The organism is Bradyrhizobium sp. CIR18 (assembly GCF_014198295.1).
In the GTDB taxonomy this organism is placed as follows: domain Bacteria; phylum Pseudomonadota; class Alphaproteobacteria; order Rhizobiales; family Xanthobacteraceae; genus Bradyrhizobium.
Genome location: NZ_JACIHF010000005.1, coordinates 220,659 through 244,889 on the forward strand (window position 1 = coordinate 220,659; position 24,231 = coordinate 244,889).

Consider the following 24,231-nt stretch of genomic DNA (forward strand, 5'->3'; position numbering starts at 1 on the left):
TGGCCTATCATTCTTGTTTATGCAACGCGCACGTGTCTGGAAATGCTGGTGTCTCCAGTTTCTTCGAGGCAAAGACCGAGCTTAGAGAGTCGCCGATGAGGACGGGACCGACCGGTTTTGGTAGGTGCCCTTCGTTACTTCTCGAAGATACAGCTTGGTAGCCCTTGAGAATTTGAGCCTCTTGGGAGCAAAGGTGGCCGACCCCAGTCTGTGCGACCGGGTTGCCAACAGCGCTTGCGACAACATGCCCAGGGCAGCTACAGGCCAATAAATGCATACATTCGAGCGGCATATCGCGTCCCTGCGGTCGCAAGCGCTTGCGGTACTTGTAGCCAATCAGGTCCGTGCTGCCGATCAGTCGCTGGGACTATCAGATCGCAAGGTCGCGACATTAAACATCGACGAAGTTCGGGCGATGCTAGCCATACTCGATTGTATGAAGCCTAACCTGCGGCCCAAGGAAGCACGGCAGATCGCTGCGCGCATACGCGCGCTTTTAGAGGAGCCGCCTGGGTGTCAGCCGGTTCGGGTAGGATGTCTGTGAGACCACTAGTATGAGCTTTCGGTAGGTTGTCCAACCGGTCCTGAACGAGGGAGCAAAGTTGTCAAAGCTTTAGCCCACTCCCGGAGGATCGATGGGCACCTATAAGGATGCGCCTCTGACGCCGAAAGGCTGAGAGGCTATGGCGGGGAGCGTCATCGTAGATGGCCTGACAAAGGCTGCAGCCGCGCTGCACTTTGTTATTTCGGCGAAGACCGTCGCCAAGTGGGTCAAGCGTTCCGCGAGGCAGGCGTCGATGGACCGTGATCGCTCCACAAGACCTCTTTCATGCCAAGCCAAACCCTGCCTACCACATGCGCCGAAGGTGTGAGACGACAGCGCCACACAAGCAAATAGATCGCAACCGAGGTCGGCTTGTCGCCGGCGACCGCCAGCCCTGTCCCGCGGCCGCTAGGATTGAGCCGATTGCGCACCTTGACACGGCCGTGCCGGTGCGGCGCTATGAACGTGAATATCCCGGCGAGCTGATCCAACGAAATCAAAACAAGCTCTGCAAGTTCAACCGTGTAGGCCGTCGATCTACATGTGGCGGGACTCGACAGAGCAGCCTGCGGCTCGCCGCGAAGAGCCTGGCGGAGATTATATCAAGTGTGTCTCGACGATGCGTCCCGAAATTATTTCAGAAAGGTGATGAAGAGCGAGCGACAGGGCTGCGCCGTGGTCCTCCTCAAGGCTGCGTTAGCCACAAGCCTCCGCGTCAAGGTCCTGGAAAAGCTCGAGTCGGCTCGGATTCTTCCGTTTCCTGATGGGGGATACGGATGGGACGCTTCGTTGAAGGCGCGGACAGATCCCAGCTGACGCTCTTGCCGGAATGTCTGGAGGATTAGGTAAGCGCGGACAACGCGGTCAATGTAATCGATGTTTGTCGAGGCGCTCGATCAGGGCGGCGGCAAGAGAATCGAGATGGTACGTGGCCTCGTGGATTGCGAGATTCCTGTGATGGGTCATCTCGGTCTAATGCCCCAGAGCGTCAATGTCATGGGGGGTCAAAGTGCAGGGTCGAAAAGCGGATGAGGCGCTGCGTTTGCTCGTGATGCTCACCGCCTGCAGGAGGCCGGCTGTTTCGCTTTGGTATTTGGAGGGCATTCCGGCCGATCTTGCTGCTCGAGTAATCAATTCCTTGACAATACCGACGATCGAAATCGGCGCGGGCCCGTACTGTTCAGGCCAGGTGCTCGTGTTTCACGACGTGCTGGGCCTAACTGAAGGTCATCGCCCCAAATTCGTTCGCGCCTATGCAGAAGGCTTTCAGCAGTTGCCTGATGCGCTTTCGCGCTGGGCCGCGGACGCCCGCGGTGGTGCATTCCCGGGGCCGCAAGAGTCCTATAGGCTTCCCGAAGGCGTCGGCGAGGCAATTACCAACTGGGCGCCGTCCAACCCAGTTTGATGTAGAGCTCGTCATGCAAACGATCACAAGGGTCGCTGGCCGTACTCTCGCAAAATCCCGCGGTGCCGATCAACGGGTCGGATTGGTGCCGACAATGGGTTATCTCCACGATGGCCACATGGTGCTGATCGCGGCGAGCCGGGCGCAGTGCGGCGTCACGGTCGTCAGCATCTCCGTCAACCCCATTCAGTTCGGACCAACGAGGATCACAACACCTATCCGCGCGACTTCTTACGTGATGAGGGACTGTGCCGCGATGGCGGTGTTGCGATCCTCTTCTCGCCGGATGCACAGGAAGTCAATCGGGGCCATTTCGAAACCTTCGTTGAACTGGGCGACTCGCGAATCCTCTGTGCGAAGCCTTCAGGCCTGGATATTTTCGCGGTGTCGCGACTGATGTATGCAAGTTGTTCAACACGGTACAGCCTGACGTCGCGTTTTTGGGCAGCAGGACTTTCAGCAATGCGCGCTCGTGCGTCGGATGGTAATTGATCTCAATCTCCCGATCGAGATCGTCACTACCAACCGTTCGCGAACAGGATGCGCTCGCAATGAGCAGTCGCAACCGCTATCTCAGCTAAGAAGAGCGTCAGCGGGCCCTTGCGATCAATCGTGGACTATCCGCAGCGCTCGACGAATTTCGCTCGGGAGAGTGCAGCGTAGAAAAAGCTGATTGCGGTCGCCAAGGGCATTTAGAGGCAGTTGACTGCCTGCAGTATCTTGAACTTGTCGACGGTCACACGCTCAAACCCACCGACAGTCCACTGCGGCGCCCGCGGCGCTTTATGCGGCAGCCTACGTCGGCTCAACGCGGCTGGTCGACAACGTAATATTGGGGTTGCGAACTCGGTAGCGCTATGCGGGGCTAAACCGCGCGCAGCATATTGAGCGGCAAGAAATGCTCAAGGCACTGCTCGGAAAAGGGACGTCGAGCTCGTAGCCAAGGGCCAACTCCGAGGCGACTTTGTTTAGCGGCTTAGCGAAGCGATAACGCGTGCGTACGGAATATTGTGGGACCGAGAACTTTGCGGCTGGTAACGTTAGAAGTTTCGCGCGGCTGCGACCAGCGCCCATTTCGACAAACCTTGGTATAGGGTTTTGCAGCCCATGCTATATTACCGACTTACCTTTGTAGAGTTGAGCACCAGTTTGGTCGTTTGTACTTTCGATGTCGAACCTGGATCCTTCGATCGACGGGACGGCGCGAAACCTGAAACTGTTACCTTGATAGAAATCGTTGCGTTCGAATCGGGTGCGAAGACGAGAGGCAGGGGGGCTTTATCTTTAGAAGGTGCCGACTATTCGAGATCGTGATCGACATCAGAACAGCGGAGTCAACGTTCATTCGAGCGACGAAGATGGAGAAGCGGACGATTGGGCGCGTTATGCTCAGGAACGCGCGAGCCATTAGAGTAGCCGATAACGCTTCCCTCATATCACGGGCTTAGCGCAGTCGCCGCATTGATGATCGTTGCCGTGCGCGAGTTGCTGGCGAATTTGCATCCCCCTTGAAATGCGAGTCGAGATGGCATTTACTGAGCTTTTCATCAGACGTCCGGTATTGTCTATTGTTATCAGTTCCTTGATTTTGCTGATCGGCTTGCGCGCGGCCACCGTACTGCCGATCCGGCAATATCCCAAGCTATCCAATACGGTCGTCACTATCACGACTTCCTATCCTGGCGCCTCCGCCGACCTGATCCAGGGGTTCATCACCACTCCCCTGGAGCAGGCAGTCGCCTCCGCCGAGGGCGTCGACTACATCAGTTCCTCATCGGTGCTCGGTACCTCCACGATCCAAGTCTACATCAAGCTCAATTTCGATCCCAACGACGCACTCACCGAGGTGCTCTCCAAAGTTAATTCGGTCAAATACTTAATCCCGAAGGAATCAAACGATCCGGTCGTCACTAAGTCGACCGGTCAGACCACCGCTGTCATGTATATCGCCTTCTCCAGCGAGGAACTGGCGGCCAGTGCGATCTCCGACTACCTCACGCGCGTCGTGCAACCCGTTATGTCAACCGTCGACGGCGTCGCAGCGGCAGACATCCTGGGGGGCCAGAGTTTTGCGATGCGGCTATGGCTCGATCCTGGGAAAATGGCAGGGTACGGCGTGTCGCCAGCCGAAGTTTCGGCTGCAATCGCGGCTAACAACTTCCAGGCCGCGGCCGGTCAGACTAAGAGCTATTTCACAATCTCTGATGTCACGGCAAACACGGATCTGCGGAGTGTCGATGATTTCAAGCGCATGATCGTCAAAGCCAATGACGGTGGCTTTGTGCGCATGGAGGACATTGCGGTAATCGAGCTTGCCGCACAGACCGCAGACACTAGCGTCGCAATGAACGGCGAGCACGCGGTCTTTATCGGCGTTCAGGCGAGCCCGCAAGGCAATCCGCTAAACATAGTGCGAGGCGTTCGGGCGCTGTTTCCAGAAATAGAGCGTAACCTGCCGCCGTCACTGAAGATGAAAGTGGCATACGACTCCACCAAATTCATTCAATCGTCGATCGATGAAGTGGAGAAGACGCTCATCGAAGCCGTCGTACTCGTGGTGGTGGTAATCTTCCTATTCCTGGCCTCGCTGCGGTCGGTCATTATTCCTGTGGTCACTATTCCGTTGTCGCTCGTTGGTGTCTGCAGCATGATGCTGGCGCTGGGGTTCTCATTCAATCTCCTGACTCTCCTTGCGATGGTTCTCGCGATCGGTCTCGTGGTCGATGACGCGATCGTGGTGGTGGAGAACATTCATCGCCATTTAGACGAAGGTGCGCCGCCCCTACAGGCCGCTATAAGGGGCGCGCGCGAGATCGTCGGCCCCGTTGTATCCATGACGATTACCTTGGCTGCGGTGTATGCCCCAATCGGATTTCTCGGCGGCCTCACTGGTGCGCTGTTCCGCGAGTTCTCGTTTACGCTAGCGGGAGCGGTGATTGTGTCGGGCGTGATCGCTTTGACGCTGTCGCCGATGATGTGCTCCCTCTTCCTGAGGCGCGCTGACGGGGGGCGGTTTGCAAGATTTGTGAACCGCGGGCTCAGTGCCATGACACGATGGTACGGCCACAAGCTCGACCGCTCGCTCGACTATCGTCCGATTACCGCCCTGTTTGCGCTGACTATGCTGGGCCTCGTCGGCTTTCTCTATATGCATACTTCCAAGGAACTCGCACCCGAGGAGGATCAAGGTATCGTATTCGCTCTAACCAAGGCGCCGAAATACGCCAATATCGACTACCTCGACTATTACGGGGCCAAGCTCGAACACGCGTTCCAGAAATTTCCAGAGACTGACTTGAGCTTTGTGATCAATGGCGTTAGCGGCCAGCAGACTGGCATGGCCGGCATGCTGCTCAAGCCCTGGGACGAGGGCAAGCGATCATCGATTGCGCTAAAGTCCCTTGTCCAGGCTGAGCTGTCCAAAATCGAAGGCATTAACGCGTTTGCCTTTAGCTTGCCGCCGCTTCCTGGCGGTTCGGGTGGCCTACCAGTGCAGATGGTGATCAATTCGACGCTTGGCTTCCAATCCGTCTACGAGGAGATGTCGAAGCTGAAGGCTGCCGCGCGGAACAGCGGTCTGTTCATGGTGAGCGACTCCGACCTCGAGTTCAACCAGCCGGTGGTACGAATCAAGGTTGATCGATCTAAGGCCAACGAGCTTGGCATCACCATGCAGACAGTCGGTAACGCGCTCGCCACCTTACTTGGCGGAAACTACGTCAACCGCTTCAATTTACAGGGCCGCTCCTACCAGGTGATCCCGCAGGTGCCACGCGAGGTACGCCTGGCGCCGCAAGCAATCGGGAGCTATTATGTGAAGGCTGCGACGGGCTCGATGGTCCCGTTGTCTACCGTAGTCTCCATTGAGGCTGCGACCGATCCGAACGCGCTCACCCACTACAACCAGCTCAACTGCGCGACCTTTCAGGCCGTCCCGATGCCCGGCGTCACGATCGGGCAGGCCGTGGACTTCCTGGAAGCCGAGGCGAAGAAACTGCCCGTAGGCTTCAGCCACGACTTCCTCGCCGACGCCCGCCAATATGTGCACGAGGGTAACCAACTGGCCATTACCTTTGCATTTGCACTCATAATCATATTCTTGGTGCTTGCGGCACAGTTCGAAAGTCTGCGGGATCCCCTCATCATCCTGATCAGCGTGCCGATGGCAATCGCCGGCGCGTTGATCCCGCTATTCTTTGGCTGGGCGACGATGAACATCTACACCCAGGTGGGACTGTTGACCCTGGTCGGGTTGATTTCCAAGCACGGCATCCTGATGGTTGCGTTCGCCAATGAGCTGCAGCTCAAGGAGAGACTTGACCGTCGCTCGGCTATAGAGATGGCGGCGCGCGTCCGACTGCGTCCAATCTTGATGACAACTGCGGCAATGGTCACGGGCTTCATACCCTTGATGACCGTAACGGGAGCTGGCGCTGCGAGCCGCTTCTCGATCGGGCTCGTGCTCGTCGCGGGCATGTCCGTAGGCACGCTGTTCACGCTCTTCGTGCTGCCGGCGGTGTATGTCGCGATCGCGTCCGATCATCGTGCCGATGCGAGCTCCGGCCGCGCGAAGATCGCCGCCGAGCTCGACCTCACCGGCGCTGCTGATGCCCAGATGGTCAAGCGATAAAATCAATCAAGGACGCTCAGTGTAGTGAGCGAAGCAGCCTGTGACCGCTTCACGCTCCCTTACGCATCGAGATCTTCACGCCCGTGGTGCCGAGCTTGGCGACCATCAGGTGCTCGGTGAAGAACACTTGGGTGATCCGCGCCTGCTCCGCTAAGGTGAATTGCACCGGACTTAACGGCAGCGGGATGCTAAAACTCGACCTCGCCGGGGAGAAGAGAATTCATGCTCTCCTGTAAAAGATGGCGTTGCCACTTATGCCAAGGGCTCTTGAACGACAACTACTTGCTTCCGTCTGATCGCGTTGCGTTGCTGGCTGAAAAAGATGACGCTGGTTTGAACGTCCTTTAGGACTAATTGACACGAGTTCAATTCCCTGGACGAACGGGTCAAGAACGGTCGTCGTCAGGAGCCCCGTATACATGACCGACGCAGGTCATCATTGAGGTCTTCGTCAACGTCTACGTCCTTCTCGTCGATCTGAAGGGCGTGCCGGCGTTTGAGACGAGTGTTTCCCATCTTGCTTCTCTTGCCGGGCGTTGCGCTCGGCGGCCATGCCTTGACCTCGCTCCAGCCGGGCTGGATGAAATTCGCCTACACGATCATTTTTTCCCTGATCGTGCTGCAAGCTGCGGGTTGACGCCGCCCCATCGAGCCAAGCTGCCGGATCGGCCTGCCATTCGGGTCGATGCTGGGTATCCTCTCGTTCGGTGACGACTATCTCCTGCCCTCCCTTAGCGATGTTGTTTAACAATCAGGGCTGGCTAAACACGAATTTCGCGGCGGCCTAGCCCTGGGTTCGCGTGGTGGAATCGAGCGTGTCCCCCTTCGTCTACTATCACCTCGGCTCGTTCCCGAGAGCGGCAGCTTGCGCTATGTTTTTATACCCAGTGTCATGCTTGACATCCTGCTGGGCTCCTACCTCATGCGCCGGCTTGATCCGGAGATATTTCGACGCATCTGCATGAGCTTTGATGCGGGCGTCGGTTTGTCACTGGTGATGATCGAGCTCGATCTAGTGCAGAGCGCCTGGGCTTATAACGTGAGGGGCGGCGATACTGATGGATCTGTGCCTGCTACACTTGCTCCTTACTACCCACAGTCCAATTTGGTCGGAGCGAGGCGAACTGCGGATATCAGCGCTTGAACGATGCCGGCTGGCACCTCGGTATCGAATGCGCGCGCGTCGTGGACCTGAGCGACGCCTCTTCCGCGGCGCGAATGATGTCATGGAAATTACCTGGCCGCCTGAAACCAGGAGTAATCGAATTTCAAAAGTACGGGGCCGACATTGACGGCTTCCGCGTGATAGCGGTCTTGTATTGGTCCCCCGAGTCAGCGCCGTTACTCGTGATGAGAGCTCCCGATTTGCAAGAGCTGTCGGAAAACCTACGGCGGTGTTCGCGCCAAGTACACAGTGGCGTCCGGCACCGTTGGCTTTGCGGGGTTTGTAGCATTTGCGACAAAGCTCAGTGAGCGTTGCGCCTCCGGCCGTTGTCGCAGATCAGCAAAAACTGTCACCCTCTTATGGCCAGCTTAACCGGAAGGGATAGCCGAAACACCGTATCCACGGGCTCGACGATCACCGCCCGCTCGCCTAGTGACGTAGTCCCAGTTGTTTTTGTGACGGCATTGCATTTGCAGGGATAAAGAATGCCGGCTTGAGGCCATCATTGTCGATAGCGTCGCATTAGGCGATGCGCGCAGGGTGAGGGGCGTCGCGCTCGCGAGCCCGTTCTCTCAGGAGCGCCCGTGATACTTCCTGGTAATTGGTCAGCCGGCCTGCTTGGGACACGGCTCGCATTTTTTGTGGCCGGAGTCGGCCTCGCGGCTTGGGCGCCTTTGGTGCCACTCGCCAAGGAGCGGCTCGCGGTCGATGACCGCATGCTTGGTCTTCTGCTGCTCTGTCTCGGAACAGGATCCGTCATCGCGATGCTTTCGACCAGCGTATTGAATGCGCGGTACGGCAGCAAGCCCATTATCCTCGCGGGTGGACTTGGACTCGCGATCATGTTGCCGTGCCTTGCAATTGCCGACACACCTGTCAGGCTCGGTGCTACGCTGTTTGCTTTCGGCGTTTCACTCGGCTCGATCGATGTAGCAATGAACATTCATGCGATTGAACTGGAGCGCGACACGGGCCGTCCATTGATGTCTGGCTTCCACGCTCAGTATAGCATTGGGGAATTCACCGGCTCTGCCGCCGTGACCTCGTTAATGTCGCTGCAGCTTGGCCCGCTTTTCTCGACGTTGGTCTGTTCGGCGTTAATGACGACCGCGATTGTATCGGCCTGGCCGGGGTTGCTCGCGGTGGGGTCGGGGCAGCAGGGGCCATCGTTTGTTTTGCCCCATCGCAGTGTGTTGCTAATAGCTGTGCTCGCGGCTATCACCTTTCTTGTCGAAGGTGCAATGCTCGATTGGAGCGCTTTGCTTCTCGTCGAACGAGAACTTCTCGCGGAAGCGCACGGGGGCATTGGTTGTATGCTCTTCTCAATCGCAATGGCCGGAGGGCGTCTCAGCGGAGATGCCGTGGTGGCGCGAATCGGAGACCGTGCCACATTGATGCTCGGGACTCTGCCGATCGTAACAGGCTTCTTGGCTGTGGTGGCGGCGCCCGTTGCGTTGATTGCTATGGCGGGGTTCCTGTTTATTGGATTGGGTATTTCAAATGTTGTACCTGTGCTTTGTCGACGCGCCGGCAAACAGAAAATGATGCCAGCGGGCGTTGCGATCGCGGTCATCACGACAGTCGGCTATGCGGGTATACTCGTTGGGCCCGCCGGCGTTGGGCTCGTCGCACACATGTTTGGCTTGCGCTTGGCGTTTGGGGTGTTAGGCGCGCTCATGTCCATCGTTACGCTGTCGGCGAGGATGATGATGACAGACCATCGCTAAGGCGTTGGCCGAGAGGAAAGGGACACCAGTACGCTTCCGGCTAATGACCGTCCAGCGGTCGGCGCTTAGCGGCTTAGAGACGATGAGCTCTCAACCTCATGGCAGCAGGTCTCGGTCATGGCCATTCTCCTTTTCCTGCAAGTCGTCGGCTGCGTCGTAGGTAGGATACACCGCGTCACTTGGGTTTTGGCGTCCGACCGAGGCCGGTCGTTGACAATGAACACTTGTCAACTGCGAAGCAAAGTTCGTCGTTACGTGGGCGGCAAGTCCGCTAGGTTAGACATTGACCGCCGATTGCTACCTAGGATTGTCCCGTTATTCCGGAACAGGCAGATCACTCTGGTGCCGTCCATCGCTGTCGGCGCGATATGCCCGGTATGCCAGCTGAATGCCGTCCTCAAGCGAGGTCGTGGCGCGCCAGCCGAGTCCGGACAGCCGCCCGACGTCGAGCAGTTTGCGCGGCGTGCCGTCAGGGCGCGACATATCAAAGCTGATCTCACCGCGAAAACCGATAGCGGCCGCGACCATGAGTGCTAACGCGGCGATGCTGATGTCCTCGCCGGTACCGATATTGACAAGTTCCGGTGAGGAATAGGTCTTCATCAGGTGAATGCAGGCGTCGGCGAGATCGTCAACGTAGAGCAATTCGCGGCGCGGCGTGCCAGTGCCCCAGACCACCACGCTTCTCGAGCCTGCGAGCTTCGCCTCGTGGAAGCGGCGGACCAGGGCGGCAACTACGTGGCTGTACTCGGGATGATAATTGTCGCCGGGACCGTAGAGATTGGTCGGCATCACGCTAATGAAGTCGCTGCCATACTGCCTGCGATAAGCCTCCGCCATCTTGATGCCGGCGATCTTGGCGATCGCGTAGGGCTCGTTGGTCGGCTCCAGCGGGCCTGTCAGCACCGAGTCCTCGCGCAAGGGCTGCGGCGCGAGCTTCGGATAGATGCAGGACGAGCCGAGGAACATCAGCTTCTCGGCGCCAGCTTGCTGCGCGGCCTGAATCACGTTCGCCGCGATCGCGATGTTGTCGTAGATAAACTCGGCGCGCAGCGTGTCGTTGGCGACGATGCCACCCACCTTCGCGGCGGCGAGGAATACGACCTGCGGCCGAACCCGCGCGAACCAGTCGAACACGGCGGCCTGGTTGCAGAGGTCGACCTCACGCCGGTCCACCGTGACGATCTTGACGTCCTCGCGCGCCAGCCGGCGCACTAGCGCGCTGCCAACCATGCCACGATGGCCGGCGACATAGACGCTCTTGCCGGTCAGCTCAAACGCTGCGCTTGCCATGGACCGCGTCCCGTTTCGCCTCGGCAAGGTCGCTCGCCATCATCTCCTCGACGAGCTGGGCAAAGGTCCGCTTCGGCTTCCAGCCGAGCTTCTCGCGCGCCTTGCTGGCATCGCCGACCAGGAGATCGACCTCGGTCGGCCGGAAATAGGTCGGATCGATCTTCACCACGGTCTTGCCGCTCCTGGCGTCGACCCCGGTCTCATCGACGCCCGTGCCGCGCCATTCAACGCGGCGGCCGACCTGCGCGAAGGCAAGCTCGGCCATCTCGCGCACCGATCGGGTCTCGCCGGTGGCGAGCACGAAATCGTCCGGCTTGTCAGCCTGGAGGATCATATGCATGCCCTCGACATAGTCCTTCGCGTGGCCCCAGTCGCGCTTGGCCTCAAGATTGCCGAGATAGAGCGTCTGTTCGAGACCCGCCTCGATGCGGGCGACACCACGGGTGATCTTGCGGGTCACGAAGGTCTCGCCGCGAATCGGACTCTCGTGATTGAACAGGATGCCGTTGGACGCGAACATGCCATAGGCTTCGCGGTAGTTCACCGTGATCCAATAACCGTAGAGCTTGGCGACGGCGTAAGGCGAGCGCGGATAGAACGGCGTCGTCTCCTTCTGCGGGATCTCCTGCACGAGGCCGTAGAGCTCTGAGGTCGAGGCCTGGTAGAACAGCGTCTCCTTCTCCAGGCCCAGGATGCGGATCGCTTCCAGGAGGCGCAGCACGCCTATCGCGTCGGCATTGGCGGTGTATTCGGGGCTCTCGAAGCTGACGGCGACGTGGCTTTGAGCTGCGAGATTGTAGATCTCGGTGGGGCGGATCTGCTGCATCAGGCGGATCAAATTGGTCGAATCCGTCATGTCGCCGTAGTGCATCAGGAACCGCACGTTGCCGGCATGCGGATCCTGGTAAAGATGATCGACGCGCGCGGTGTTGAACGAGGACGACCGGCGCTTGATCCCATGCACGGTGTAGCCGAGACCGAGCAAATATTCGGCGAGATATGCGCCGTCCTGCCCGGTGACGCCCGTAATTAGCGCAACGCGCCGCTTTGAGTCCTGAGCCGCCATGGTCTCTCTTAGTTGCGCCGCAAAGAGCCTCGCTGTGAAACACCATTGCGAAGCCGTTTCTCGAAAAATCTAGATGTGCACGCGCGCTCCACCCGCAATTAAAGGAAAGCGATCGTTAGCTCCAGTCATACACGGCATGCAGGAATGCACACCATATACATTGATTTATATTTGGCCTGAAGGATGCCAATACATTGAGCGTCAAAAATGAAGCCCAGTAACCCTAGCAGCGCGATAGTCCTAAGGCGAGATGGATGGCAAAACGCCCTTAAGCGCGCCCGGGGCGCGCTTGCCCCTGGGCGATATTTCAATGAGATTGAAGCGTTGGTCTGTGCTCCTTATCATCCTCAGGCGCATGTGTGCATTCGCGTGGGCTCATCATGGCGTGGGAAAGCGACGAGCTGAGGTCGTAGTCGTCAATGCATTTGTCGGAATGACGGCATGCAAGCCAGCACGCAGCCAGCCTACTCATAGAGCCGCAGTCTACAAAGTGCTATTAGCGTCGGAACAGAACACGCAGTCTTGTAGGTCGACTCATCAACCACGATCAGCGCCGTTGCCAATATTCAACTCGCGGCAGGCAGTGGACGGTTGACGCGAGACAAAGTGAGAAAGAGTAGCAAACGTTGGTATAGATCGTCGAACGTTTCGATATCGAGAGCTTACTTTCGTACAATGGAGCTTCGACGGCAATCCTTTAACCTTGACCGAGCGTAAGTTGCCTCGGTTCGTGTATGATAAGTCTCTTTAACCCGCGCCGGAAAATGTCTCCAGTAAGACAGGACAATTCAAGCTAGAGCTGCTGTGCCGTTTGTACTCGATCGGCAGCCAAAAGCGGACTGTAGCCGACGAAGCGATGATGGCTGAAAGAGATCTAACTCACGCTTGTGAATGCGGCGGCGATACAGGCGGCCGCGAAAACCGAACTAGACACCCGTTACCATCAGGCAAGCGGACTTCATGACCGGGTTCCTGTAGGGGGACGTCGGACTCCTTAAACTTGGGCTGCATTGATCGATATGTGTGGAATTGTAGGCATTTTGGGGCGTGGTCCGGTCGTTGGGCAGTTGGTCGCGTCGCTCAAGAGATTGGAATATCGTGGCTACGACTCCGCAGGCCTCGCGACTCTCGAAGGTCTCCGTATCGAGCGCCGCCGCGCTGAAGGTAAGCTGAGAAACCTTGAGGAGCAGCTGCGCTGCTATCCGCCGTCGGGTCATACCGGCATCGGTCATACCCGCTGGGCGACTCATGGAAAGCCGACCGAGAGCAATGCTCACCCGCACGCGACGGAAAATGTCGCGGTCGTTCATAACGGGATCATTGAGAATTTCCGCGAGCTGCGAGCTGAACTGGAGCGGAATGGAGCCCATTTTAGCTCGGAGACAGACACGGAGGTGGTGGCGCATCTCGTCGAATCTTATCTCAAGAAGGGTTACTCGCCGCAGGATGCGGTACAAGCGTCGCTGCCGCGGCTGCGCGGTGCCTTCGCGCTGGCATTCCTTTTCAAGGCCCACGATGATCTTTTGATCGGTGCGCGTAAGGGGTCGCCCCTTGCGATCGGACATGGCAAGGGCGAAGTGTATCTAGGATCGGACGCGATCGCGCTCGCGCCGTTGACCGACACCATCACCTATCTTGAAGACGGCGACTGGGCCGTGCTTACGCGCACGACGTGCGTGATTTATAGCGCAGACGGATCTGTCGTCGAGCGGGAAACATCAAAGTCTGGCGTATCGTCACTCCTTGTGGACAAAGCGAATTATCGCCACTTCATGGCCAAGGAAATCCACGAACAGCCGACAGTGGCCGGCAAGACATTGGCGCATTATCTCGACATGGCGGCCAAGCGCGTCGTCCTGCCCCTCACATTGCCGTTCGACTTTAAATCCATTCAGCGCATCTCAATTACCGCGTGCGGCACTGCAAGCTATGCCGGGCACATCGCCAAATACTGGTTCGAGCGGCTGGCGCGCTTGCCTGTCGAGATCGATGTAGCCTCCGAGTTCCGCTACAGAGAGGCGCCTTTGCGCCGGGGCGATCTCGCGATCGTCATCTCGCAGTCGGGCGAAACCGCTGACACGCTAGCTGCGTTGCGATACGCCAAGGACCAAGGCATGCACACGATATCTGTAGTCAATGTCCCGACGTCGACGATTGCGCGGGAGAGCGAATCCGTTCTGCCGACGCTGGCGGGGCCAGAAATCGGCGTCGCCTCGACCAAGGCATTCATCTGCCAGCTGATGGTATTGGCGGCGCTTGCCGTCGCAGCAGGCAAAGAGCGCGATAAACTGTCTGAAATCGATGAATCGAAGCTTGTGCGTGAGCTTATCGAAGTGCCGCGGTTGATTGCTGCGGCACTGTTGATTGAGCCGCAGATCGAGAAGCTCGCGCGTTATATCGCCGACACAAGGGACGTGCTCTATCTCGGTCGTGGCACATCGGCTCCCCTGGCGCTGGAGGGCGCACTCAAGCTGAAGGAAATTGCCTATATCCACTCAGAAGGTTATGCGGCCGGCGAGCTCAAGCACGGACCGATCGCATTGATAGATGAGGCTGTGCCTGTGGTGGTGATCGCCCCTTATGACAGGGTCTTCGAGAAGACCGTCTCGAATATGCAAGAAGTTGCGGCTCGGGGCGGCAAGATCATCCTGATCACCGATTCGAAGGGTGCTTTAGAAGCGACGATGGACACACTCATGACCATTGTGCTGCCGGAGATGGTCGCAACCTTTACGCCGATGGTCTATGCCATTCCGGTTCAGCTCTTGGCTTACCATACCGCGCTCGTAAGGGGCGCGGACGTGGATCAGCCGCGTAATCTAGCAAAATCGGTGACTGTGGAATGAGGCGGCAGTGTTATATTGAAGCATTGAGGCCACTAATGGAGTGGGCGAGCTCAAGGAGAGCGATCCCAGTAACGATAGGTCAATCATAGACCGGTCCAGCTCGATGAGCAGAGTCCTGCTTGCGTCATCAGCGTCAACCGACTAACGCCAATGGAGGCGAGCGTTACCTTCCTGTCGCTCGAGAGGAACGGTCGATAACAAGTGGGAATTACTGACCATTGGGAGATCCAAGTCGGCTCTCGTTTACCCAGCCTGCCATCTGCTTTGCAGGGCCAAATCACCTGAAGCTCGGTACACAAAAGATACCCTCTAACTTATCCTCCCACCTTGGCGAAGCCGACGACAAGTCGGTGCACACACCATCTTCGGGCCGTTCCGTCGCGGCTTATTCACTGGCAGCGCATACGCGCGACAACTTACGTTCATCTGCCCTATGTCGGGCACGTTGAGCATGCACTTCCATCGCGTTGACGATTCCTTAGGATGCAGTGCAGTTTGTCGCTTAGATCGCGCTTAGCAGCGGCTCACGCAATCCGGTTGGACCATACGCGCCGCGGCGGCCCTCGCAGCTGCTACGTGTCATCAAATGGATTGTTAGAAACCGGACATTCCCGCGCAAGGTTGAGGGCCTAAAACCAAGTGCAGGGGCGCCGCACCGGAAGGACGCGGCACCCCGGCTGTAGCGGCGGGAGAGTACTACTAGCCATTATATAATCCAGCGACGGCCGACCCGCTCGTATAGCAAGAGCCACCCTGCCTTGCAGCGACGCGGGATTTAGCACGACTAGATGCGGAAATGTATGTCCGACGGGAGCACCAATCGCGATATATAATCGGATCAATGGCTCGTCCTACTTCCAATCCTCTCACTTTGCAGAAACTGATGAGCAAATGGACGCAGCCAACGTTGCGGATGCGTTCGCCAATATGCACTTAGCCGAATCCGGCTCGAGTGGCAGTTCATCTTCGGCAACAAGACCGTATTCGCTCGTTTCAACCCCTCCCATCATAGAGTTCAAGGATCGTCACTCATTCCGAGAAGCCGCGAAGGCCTATCACGGCGACGAAATCCAGTACATCGCCGACAACCCCCATGAGTACTCCGACTTCGTCTCCGCCAAGGCGAGGCGAACTGCAGAAGTTGCCAAAGACTACGGGACGACCCGAGATTCCGAGAATGCGCGGTACTTCAACTACCAATTGGGCAACAAGAGCGTCCGACTTCTAAGAATGGAAGGCGGCGACAGCATGACCGAGTTCGACGTCAAAAGGTAGAAGAAGCTATTTCCTGGACGCCACGGGACTACCTCTACTGTGGATCTTCAAGTCGCTCATCCACTTGTCGAGAACGCTGGCGATATCCTGCTCGAGCACCAGCTTCGACTAGACGGCGAACAGCCCTGCTCAATTCGCGACTGGCTAATCCGGAAGCAAGAGCCCGTGCGGCAAAGATGGGCTTCATCGAGGTTGACGCCGACAACATGGTTCTCGACCCAGAGAAGTCAGACAAGTGGGTAAGAAATAGCGACGGCGAATGGCAGCGAAAAGCCACTGCTACGCGGTATCTTTCCAAAGCGGACGACAGTGAAGGTAGTGATACCGAGATCCCAGCGAGCCCAACATACGATTATGAGGATGATTTTATGTGACCATGAGATCACCGGTGATTGGGCCCGATGGAGTAGGCTAATCTAGCCTGCTCCGGCTCCTCTCTGTTTATAGCGTTTGCGGCTGAGAGTTCCTCTGAGTTGGCTCAGAAGACTGCCCCCAGAGTGCTCCTTGGCCTAGCGGTTGCTGAGTTGTGTGAGCGTTGGAAGTAGGAGCTCACTGCGCAAGGCAATTGCGGCAATGCTCGCCGCGGCGAGGACCTGCATGGGGTGCCGCCAGAGTGCGTCCGGCCGCCGAGGGGCCGGGCGTGTTGCGCCGAGCACGTTGGACGGCTTGGAGGCAGAAGTCTTCTACAGATCGCGGCCTACGAAGTAGTAACGGCGTGGGCGCCTGCCGTGTGTTGGTGGGCAAAGAAATGTACAGCGAAGCGGCGCTCGATGGACAAGACGGCCGGCATTCGTCAACCGATATAACGACGCCGTGAGCACGAGGATCGTGCAGAGCTCTTTCACCAGAAAAGCCTCAACACACACGCGAGGCGGTTGTCCTGGGCGAAGCTCCGTTATCATCGTCACTGCAGTCGGGCTGCGAACAGCCAATCCCTTGCTTTGTCGAGCGCTCTCGCGCCAGCTCCGCTCTGCAATGGAGTATATAACCTCGATCTAGACGAGTTAAGAAGTGCTTAGGGTCGTCGATTGCTTTGGGTCAGTTCTGCACCAATGTAGCCGCCCGGCGATAGTCGGTGAAGCATGGACAAGGCAACAATTGGCCTCTCGCTCGCGTTTTAAAGCAAGTAGCATGTTTGACTGCGAAGGGGTTGATCGGTGGCGAGATCGACCTGTGGACCGTTTAGATCGGACATCATTTCAAGCCGCAGGTTGATTGCATCAGATGCCGCCTCGGCCGTCATACGCGTTCAGTGCGTTGTCGAGGCACTCGATTAACGATTGTCCGGTAAAGGGTTTGGCGAGGAAGCCAATCGCTCCGGCGCCCAGCGCTGACGCGCGCACGCGGTCGTCGGGGAAAGCCGTAATGAAAATGAATGGTGCGTCGTAACCGCGTGTCCGCATCTCTGCCAATAGCTCCAGGCCGCTCATAGCCGACATCTGTACATCGGTAATCACACAGGATGTCTCGTCCAATTGCGGGGACCTCAGGAGTTCCTCGGCCGACGCAAATATTTGGGCGATGTAGCCACGCGATTTCAAAAGATTCTCTGTCGCCGCACGGACTGAGGCGTCGTCGTCAACGACGGAAATCAAAGGCGTGGACAAGACGAGCACTCCTGAACGGGGAATAGCGGCTGCAAGCATCAGCCACCTTCGGCGAAAAGTGGGCTCGACTGATAAAATTGTAAAATCATACTTGGGTTTGTTCAGGACGATTGGCGCGAATTCCCAACGTCTCAGTCATTCTAATCAAGTCGGCCAGCGACCGTGCACGCATCTTCTTCATTACGTGTCCCCGGTAGATCTTGACCGTAATCTCGGCCAGCCCAAGCTCGGCGGCTACCTGCTTGTTCATCAGGCCGGCAGCGACCAGTTTCATCACCCCCTGCTCGCGCGGACTTAAGGTCTCAAATCGAGACTGCAGGTTCGCGACGATCTGCTGAGCGTCCCGTCTTTTGCGATCGCGTTCGGTCGCCGCAACCACGGCATCAAGCAGTTCCTGATCGCGAAACGGTTTGCTGAGAAAATCGACCGCTCCTTCCTTCATGGCCCTGACGGTCATGGGAATGTCGCCATGGCCGGTAATGAAAATGATCGGAATATGTATGTTCAACCTTGCTAGCTCGGTCTGGTAGTCAAGGCCGCTCAAGCCTGGCAGCCGGACATCAAGAACTAGACAGCTAATAGCGTCCGGAATTGTGCTCTGCAGCATTTCGCGAGCCGATCCGAATGCAATGACATCCATCCCTACCGATAGAAAAAGGTTCGTAAGCGAGCGACGCATGGAGATGTCATCCTCGACGAGGAAGACGATCGCCTTTGTCGAGGCCTTGGCGTTGCTGACTTCACGTGGCGAGTCAAATCGTCCTGTCACGAGACGGCCTCCTTATGCAGCGGCAGAGCAAACTGGAACGTCGCGCCCGGTCCATTTTTGTGGGCCATTGACAGTCGTCCTCCATGAGCTTCCACGATCGACCGGCAGATCGAAAGACCCATTCCAAGGCCAGTCGATTTGGTGGTGAAGAAGGGATCCAAGACGCGGTCGGCGTCGTTCTCGGCGATGCCGACGCCGCAATCGGTCACGGCAAGTCGGACGTGCCCCACATCGTCCTTCGATGATTGAATCAGCAGTTCGCGCGTCCGGTCTGTAACTGCGTCCATGGCTTCGATTCCGTTCATCACCAGATTGATGATCACTTGTTGCAGCTGAATCCGATCGCCGAGGATCGTAGGCAGCCCTGCCGTCAACTCGGTTCGTAACATCACTCGGTGGCTCACCAGCTCTCGTGTTACCAGTGCAATGACGTCCTTGACGACCTCATTGATATCGAGCGGCACCATCTCAATCTCGCCTTTCTTCGCGAGCGCGCGAACACGACGGATCACCTCGCTTGCCCGGATTGCGTCTTCGATAATCCACTCCACCGAAGAGCGCGCGGCGGGAAGATTAGGAGCTTCTCGCCCCATCCAACCCAGGCACGCATCGGCGTTGCTGATAATAGCGGCGAGGGGCTGGTTTATTTCGTGGGCGATGGAAGTTGTCAGCTCTCCTAACGTCGTTACACGCGTCACGTGCGCAAGCTCCGCCTGTGCCTTTCGTAGTTCTTGTTCGGCTTGATCGGCGCGAATGGTAGCGGTGATGTCAGTGCTGACGCCACGGTAGCCGAGAAAATTGCCCTTTCCATCGAAAAAAGGCTTGCCACTCGTGCGGACGTAGATCGGAGAACCTGTCCGATTCACGGTGCGGTAGACGAGATCCCGAAATGGAAGATGGGCCTCCAACGTCGCCCGATGCCGCGCCCACTTCTCGGGTTCGTCTTCGACGTCGCACGCAATCTCCCAGCGAGGCAGGCCCATCAATCCTGTCGCCAAAATTCCCGCAGCGCTGGTGTGCTCGGATAAGTGAGTGACCTGATGATCCGGCCCGGTCTCCCAGAGCCAGTCGGAAGCTGTTTCGGCGTAGTCGCGAAAGCGCTGTTCGCTTTCGCGCAGCGCGGCAAGTGTGTTTTCCAGGCGTTCCCTAGCTGCGTGTTGCTCGGTCACATCCATATGTGTTCCGATCAGCTCGCTGACATTACCATCGCTGCCGACCACCACGTGCGCAACGGAGTGTATGCGTCTTATCCCGCCATCTGGTAGAAGGATACGAAAATCATATTCGAACCGCCCCTCCTCGTGTTCAATCGCCTGACGCTGCACCTCCTGTAGCCCCGGCAAGTCGTCCGGATGGATGCGCGATCGAATGGTCTCGATCGATACCGGCTCTTGGGGGCTAAAGCCAAACAGACGATCGACCTCGGCGGAGCGATACACGAAATCTAGACCGTAGACGTCCCAGGACCAGCTGCCCGTGTGACTGAGATGCTGGGCTTCGGCCAGATAGGCCTCGCTGCGGCGCAGCTGCTGTTCTGCTCGCCTCGCCGCCGTAATATCCGTAGCTGCCCCAACAAACTCGATGTCACCAGAGGCTGTCCTCGTCGCTCGTGCCTGCGCATGAATGTGCTTTACCGAGCCGTCCGGTAGCAGAAGCCGGTATTCGTGCTCGAAATCGCTCGGGTCTCGCATCGCGCGATCGATAATTTCTCTAACCGAAGCCCTATCATCTGGATGCGTGCGCTGAACGACGAGCTTCGGCCCCGGTGGCACTGTCTGAGGGTCTAATTGGAAGATTCGAAATGTTTCCTTTGACCAGAAGGCCTCGCCCGTAGTGACGTTCCAGCTGAAGCTGCCTGTGTGACTCAACTCCTGCGCCTGGGCCAGATGTGCTTCGCTCCGCTGCAGGGCAAGTTCGGTCCGCCTCCGCTCCGTGATATCTTCGCAGGCGATAAGGACAATGGGCTGCTCATCGGCCCAGAGCATGGCTTTGGCGTTTTCACGTACCCACAACACCGAGCCGTCCTTCTTGACTTTTTGGACGTCCCACGTGCGCGTTTGTCCGACATCTTCAAGGCATGTCCGAACGCATTCGCAAACGAACGCGCGATCCTCCTCAAGAAATACGTCCAGCACGGATTGACCGATCAGTTCAGCACGAGCATAGCCAAGTTGTGTCGCGCCCAATGTATTCACGTTGAGCACAGTGCCGGCTTCATCGACCATGAAGTACATGGCCGGATTGTGCTCGAAGATGGCGCCCCACCGTTTTTCGCGATCCTCCAAATCGGCCGCGCTCCGCTGAAGCTTGGCCGCAACCACACGCGCAGCCTCTCTTTCCTGGCGGAGCTTTGCGATCAGGTGCGCTCCGACAATCGAGGCAATAAAGAATGCAACAACCACCGGCAGGTCTTGGGGGTCATCGATTCGCAGGCTGAATGCCGGCGGCGCAAAGTAGTAAGCGAGAGCAGCGATGGCTACGATGCAAAGCGCGGACGACGCGATGAAGCTGCCTAGCAGGGAAAACAGCAATACCACTAACAAATATGCGAAGGCCGTCGCGGCGAAATGCGCGTGAAGGTACAAGCAAGCCAGTGTTACCACGGCCAGCATTATGCTGCCGAAGGTAAACTGAAGGGCTGAACGTTCTAAACAGTTGATCGGCCTACGCATTTTGACACCGTCCGGCCTGTTCTCCGGCGGGAGAGTTATAACATTTTAGGCAAAAATAGGGCAATACTCGGCACCAGCACCCGCTGGCGAGCGCTTCCGAGATCAATTGCTTGTTTCTGAACTGAGCACGCGCCGGGAAAAATTGCATCACAGACGTACGTATAGTTGCCCTAAACCTTTCAATATGGCCGCTGACACGCCTGCAATCGACGCTCAGATGTCTGCTTTCCTCCGCTGCCGATATCCCCGGGCAGGCGCTCGAGGCTGCAGCCGAGGACAACTCCACGCCAGCCGCACGAGGACAGCGGCTGCAGTTCAGTCAAGACGTTGTGCCGGAACAATCAGGCGCGCCTCGCCCAACCGGGAAGAACAAAGACAAGCTGCCGGACCACTCATCTCGCCGGTGCGATCGGTCATGCGGAAGAAAGCGCGATGGTCATATGCCGAGATACGAAGGCGAAGTTACGCGACTGCTTTGTATGCCCTAGGCCATCACGCCTAGGTGCGGAGGACTTGTCTCCGAGTGGTTGGCCGGAATCGAGCGCGCGCAGCGACGCCGAGCCGACACTAGCCGTGTGCGAGCCGCCACGGCTCTGTCGAGGTGCCATCTAATCCGTGCTGACCACACCCATCATGATCTAATGCGCCAGCGCGGACCGTAACAAGGGATGATGAGTTGCGTCAGCAAGTTCGCTACTCGTTGGTCGGACGAGGCAAGCGCAGCGACCGCGCACACGGGCAATTGTAGGCGGAGCAACACCTAGGTCCGTCAACCGGACACGTTCTGTCGCAGTCCTGTTATCTGGCACGGCAAGATGTCGCAGAAGCGTTCAGATGGCCGGGAGCTTGACGGCGAAAGACGCGCTCGAAAATGACTGTTAGAATAGCCCCGACTCTTTTGCTCGGCTGGCATCTTTTCAGAGCGGCTGCCGGGGGGCGGCGCGGTGCAAGGGCTGCGCACTGAGATGGCGCGTGAAAGGGTTCGGCTCGCGTTAAGTCGGCTGTGTCGATTCGAACTACGAGAAAGGTGGCTGCGCTTGCATTCGACGCGTCTTCGAATGGCGGCGGTTAAGATCCGGAACCTATCTCATCGTGGGTCGATAGTGGTGGAAACGTTGGGCTGGTTGAGCCGAGCTTGCAGCGTCGCGTGCTCGAGCTCGTCCTCCCACCAGGATACGAACACGGCGGCGACGCCATTGCCGGTGATGTTAGTAAGGGCGCGCACCTCGCTCATGAATTTGTCGATCGAGAATACGATTGCCATGCCCGGCACCAGCGCTGGGTTGACTACTGACAACGTCGCAGCGAGCGTGATGAAGCCCGCGCCGGTGACCCCGCTTGCTCCCTTCGACGTTAGCATCGCCACGAGCAGGATCGTGAGCTGCTGGCCAAAGGTGAGATCGACCCCAAGTGCCTGGGCAATGAACAATGTCGCAAGTGTCATATAGATATTGGTGCCGTCGAGGTTGAAGGAGTAGCCAGTTGGCACCACCAGGCCGACCACAGGCTTGGAGCAGCCCAGCCGTTCGAGCTTCTCCATTAATTGCGGCAGCGCGCTTTCAGAGGACGATGTGCCGAGCACAATCAGAATCTCGTCCTTGATATAGACAATGAACTTGAAGATTGAAAAGCCCACGAGGCGCGCGATCAAACCGAGCACCACCACGACAAATAACGCCGCCGTCGCGTAAAACAGCGCGATCAGACCGATCAAATTGCCGAGTGCTGCCGGCCCGAACTTGCCGATAGTGAAGGCCATCGCGCCGAAGGCGCCGATCGGGGCCGCTTTCATAATGATAGCGATCACGCCGAACACCGCGTGCGCGACGTCGTCAATCATGCCTCGCAGCCGCTCCCCACGGCTTCCCAACGCCATCAGCGAAAAGCCGAATAGGATCGCGAACAGGAGAACCTGCAGAACATCGCCGCGGGCGAAGGCGCCGACCACGGTATCGGGAATGATGTTGAGAAAGAAATCGACGGTCTTCGAGGCTTCCGCCTGCTTGACGTAATTGGCGACCGCCGCAGCATCCGGCTTGACCGCAAGACCATGACCGATTTGGACCAGATTGCCCATAAGAAGGCCCAACACCAAGGCAAAGCTGGAGACGATCTCGAAATAGACCAGCGCCTTGACGCCGACTCGCCCGACTTTCTTCGCATCCTGAATATGCGCAATACCAGATGTGACGGTGCAGAAAATAATCGGCGCGATCACCATCTTGATGAGCTTGATAAACCCGTCACCGAGCGCCTTGACCCAGTCATTGGTCGCGACAGACGGCCATAGGCAACCGACCACGGCGCCAAGCAAGATCGCGATCAGCACCTGCACGTAGAGAATCTTATACCAAGCTTGCGACGCGCGTGCGGGCGCCGCTGTTGCCATGGTGGTCATGACGCTTCCTTCCCGAATATACTCGAATGTGAGCCGCCGCGTCGTTGAGAGACGACGGCGTCATACGAGACTCATCATTTTAGCCGTGTCCGATTGAAGGACGGTTCCGAGAGCGGGCGCGTCGTTCCAAAGGCAGGCGTTTAGTTGCGTTATCCCTTCTCGTTAAGCAAGATATGCACCAGATGCCCAAAGTGCGCCCGATTGGGCAGTCTCGGACAAACCGTCTGTCTCCTGGCGGCATCGGCTTGAGTGCTCGGCCCGCGTTCGCAAGGTCGAACAAAAAGTTGCAACGAGACGCGTATCTTGATCGGCTGGGCGCATTAGCGGAGTCCCGTCTCGGGATGGAAGCCCGAGCGTGATCGATATGCGCCGACTGCTGAGATGGATGCAAGAGTAGATGACATTGGTAAAATTGATAGTTTGGATAGCACTCATCCACGCGATGGAAGCCTGTTTAGGAGCTCGATTGCGCGCCAATAATCTTGAATCGATGCACTGCGTTGTCGCGAGCGGCAAGGCTCGTTCGTGCACGGGGCATTTATCTCCAGGCCTGTGCTAGCGATTCGCATTAGGCAGGATACCTTCGCTCTCGGCCCCTCGCGCCTTTTGCCGCGTCGCAGAAGCAGCGTTAAGATGATTACTCAGCTAGATCGTTCGCGAGCTGCCAAAGGGCAGGCTTCCTGCGATTCGTTCCATTACCGGCGCGGCGAGTGCGGCGTTTGAGCTACCGACAGAACCAAATAGGCATCTCTGGCGGCATCAAATTCTGCCGTTTCGTTGCGCGGCTGTCGCTGTCTGCTCGGCAACAAAGCTGCCAGAAATCTGACATAGCGT

The 24,231-nt window shown here is 57.7% G+C and carries 12 protein-coding genes and 3 pseudogenes; 9 read left to right on the forward strand and 6 right to left on the reverse strand.

Translation table 11 applies throughout. From position 1 onward, the window contains the following. Window positions 1-1,501 precede the first annotated feature (1,501 nt). The 6 genes and pseudogenes from GGD65_RS19150 to GGD65_RS19170 all read left to right on the forward strand — a co-directional run bounded on the left by GGD65_RS19150 (window position 1,502) and on the right by GGD65_RS19170 (window position 9,471). Window positions 1,502-1,949 (forward strand): annotated as a pseudogene (locus GGD65_RS19150) (3-methyl-2-oxobutanoate hydroxymethyltransferase). 13 nt (window positions 1,950-1,962) lie between these two features. Continuing rightward, window positions 1,963-2,219, forward strand: a pseudogene (locus GGD65_RS41120) (pantoate--beta-alanine ligase); the annotation flags it as partial. Between the two features lie 80 nt (window positions 2,220-2,299). Beyond that, a pseudogene (locus GGD65_RS41125) lies at window positions 2,300-2,487 on the forward strand (pantoate--beta-alanine ligase); the annotation flags it as partial. Window positions 2,488-3,474: 987 nt separating this feature from the next. Beyond that, window positions 3,475-6,579: an efflux RND transporter permease subunit gene (locus GGD65_RS19160; protein WP_183236249.1), complete on the forward strand. Its 3,105-nt coding sequence runs from the start codon at window positions 3,475-3,477 to the stop codon at window positions 6,577-6,579. Between the two features lie 865 nt (window positions 6,580-7,444). Beyond that, window positions 7,445-7,723, forward strand: coding sequence for a hypothetical protein (locus tag GGD65_RS40205; RefSeq protein ID WP_246783336.1), 279 nt, complete (start codon window positions 7,445-7,447; stop codon window positions 7,721-7,723). Window positions 7,724-8,328: 605 nt separating this feature from the next. Beyond that, window positions 8,329-9,471: an MFS transporter gene (locus GGD65_RS19170; RefSeq protein WP_183236250.1), complete on the forward strand. Its 1,143-nt coding sequence runs from the start codon at window positions 8,329-8,331 to the stop codon at window positions 9,469-9,471. 315 nt (window positions 9,472-9,786) lie between these two features. On the opposite strand, the gene GGD65_RS19175 is transcribed toward GGD65_RS19170, so the two are convergent. Together GGD65_RS19175 and gmd are read right to left on the reverse strand one after the other, a co-directional pair. Next, window positions 9,787-10,764, reverse strand: a complete 978-nt coding sequence (locus GGD65_RS19175) for a GDP-L-fucose synthase (RefSeq protein ID WP_283813679.1) — start codon at window positions 10,762-10,764, stop codon at window positions 9,787-9,789. Next, a complete protein-coding gene (gmd, locus tag GGD65_RS19180) occupies window positions 10,745-11,830 on the reverse strand; it encodes a GDP-mannose 4,6-dehydratase (protein ID WP_183236251.1) in 1,086 nt (361 codons plus the stop codon). Before gmd ends, GGD65_RS19175 begins: the two co-directional genes overlap by 20 nt. 1,019 nt (window positions 11,831-12,849) lie before the next feature. Here gmd and glmS point away from each other — a divergent pair. From glmS to GGD65_RS40765, 3 genes are all read left to right on the forward strand, one after another. Beyond that, entirely contained in the window at window positions 12,850-14,676 is a 1,827-nt protein-coding gene (glmS, locus tag GGD65_RS19185; protein WP_183236398.1) for a glutamine--fructose-6-phosphate transaminase (isomerizing), read from the forward strand. 891 nt (window positions 14,677-15,567) lie between these two features. Then, a complete protein-coding gene (locus GGD65_RS40760) occupies window positions 15,568-15,951 on the forward strand; it encodes a hypothetical protein (protein WP_283813680.1) in 384 nt (127 codons plus the stop codon). Window positions 15,952-16,127: 176 nt separating this feature from the next. After that, window positions 16,128-16,325, forward strand: a complete 198-nt coding sequence (locus GGD65_RS40765) for a hypothetical protein (RefSeq protein WP_283813681.1) — start codon at window positions 16,128-16,130, stop codon at window positions 16,323-16,325. 846 nt (window positions 16,326-17,171) lie between these two features. On the opposite strand, the gene GGD65_RS19195 is transcribed toward GGD65_RS40765, so the two are convergent. From GGD65_RS19195 to dctA, 4 genes are all read right to left on the reverse strand, one after another. Continuing rightward, complete coding sequence (locus GGD65_RS19195; RefSeq protein ID WP_409362747.1) at window positions 17,172-17,597, reverse strand: response regulator transcription factor; 426 nt, start codon at window positions 17,595-17,597, stop codon at window positions 17,172-17,174. A gap of 46 nt (window positions 17,598-17,643) precedes the next feature. After that, entirely contained in the window at window positions 17,644-18,327 is a 684-nt protein-coding gene (locus GGD65_RS19200; protein ID WP_183236253.1) for a response regulator transcription factor, read from the reverse strand. Next, window positions 18,324-20,999 (reverse strand): PAS domain S-box protein, encoded by a 2,676-nt coding sequence (locus GGD65_RS19205; protein ID WP_183236254.1) that lies wholly within the window; start codon window positions 20,997-20,999, stop codon window positions 18,324-18,326. Before GGD65_RS19205 ends, GGD65_RS19200 begins: the two co-directional genes overlap by 4 nt. A 1,087-nt stretch (window positions 21,000-22,086) precedes the next feature. Next, window positions 22,087-23,397: a C4-dicarboxylate transporter DctA gene (gene dctA, locus GGD65_RS19210; protein WP_183236255.1), complete on the reverse strand. Its 1,311-nt coding sequence runs from the start codon at window positions 23,395-23,397 to the stop codon at window positions 22,087-22,089. Window positions 23,398-24,231 lie beyond the last annotated feature (834 nt).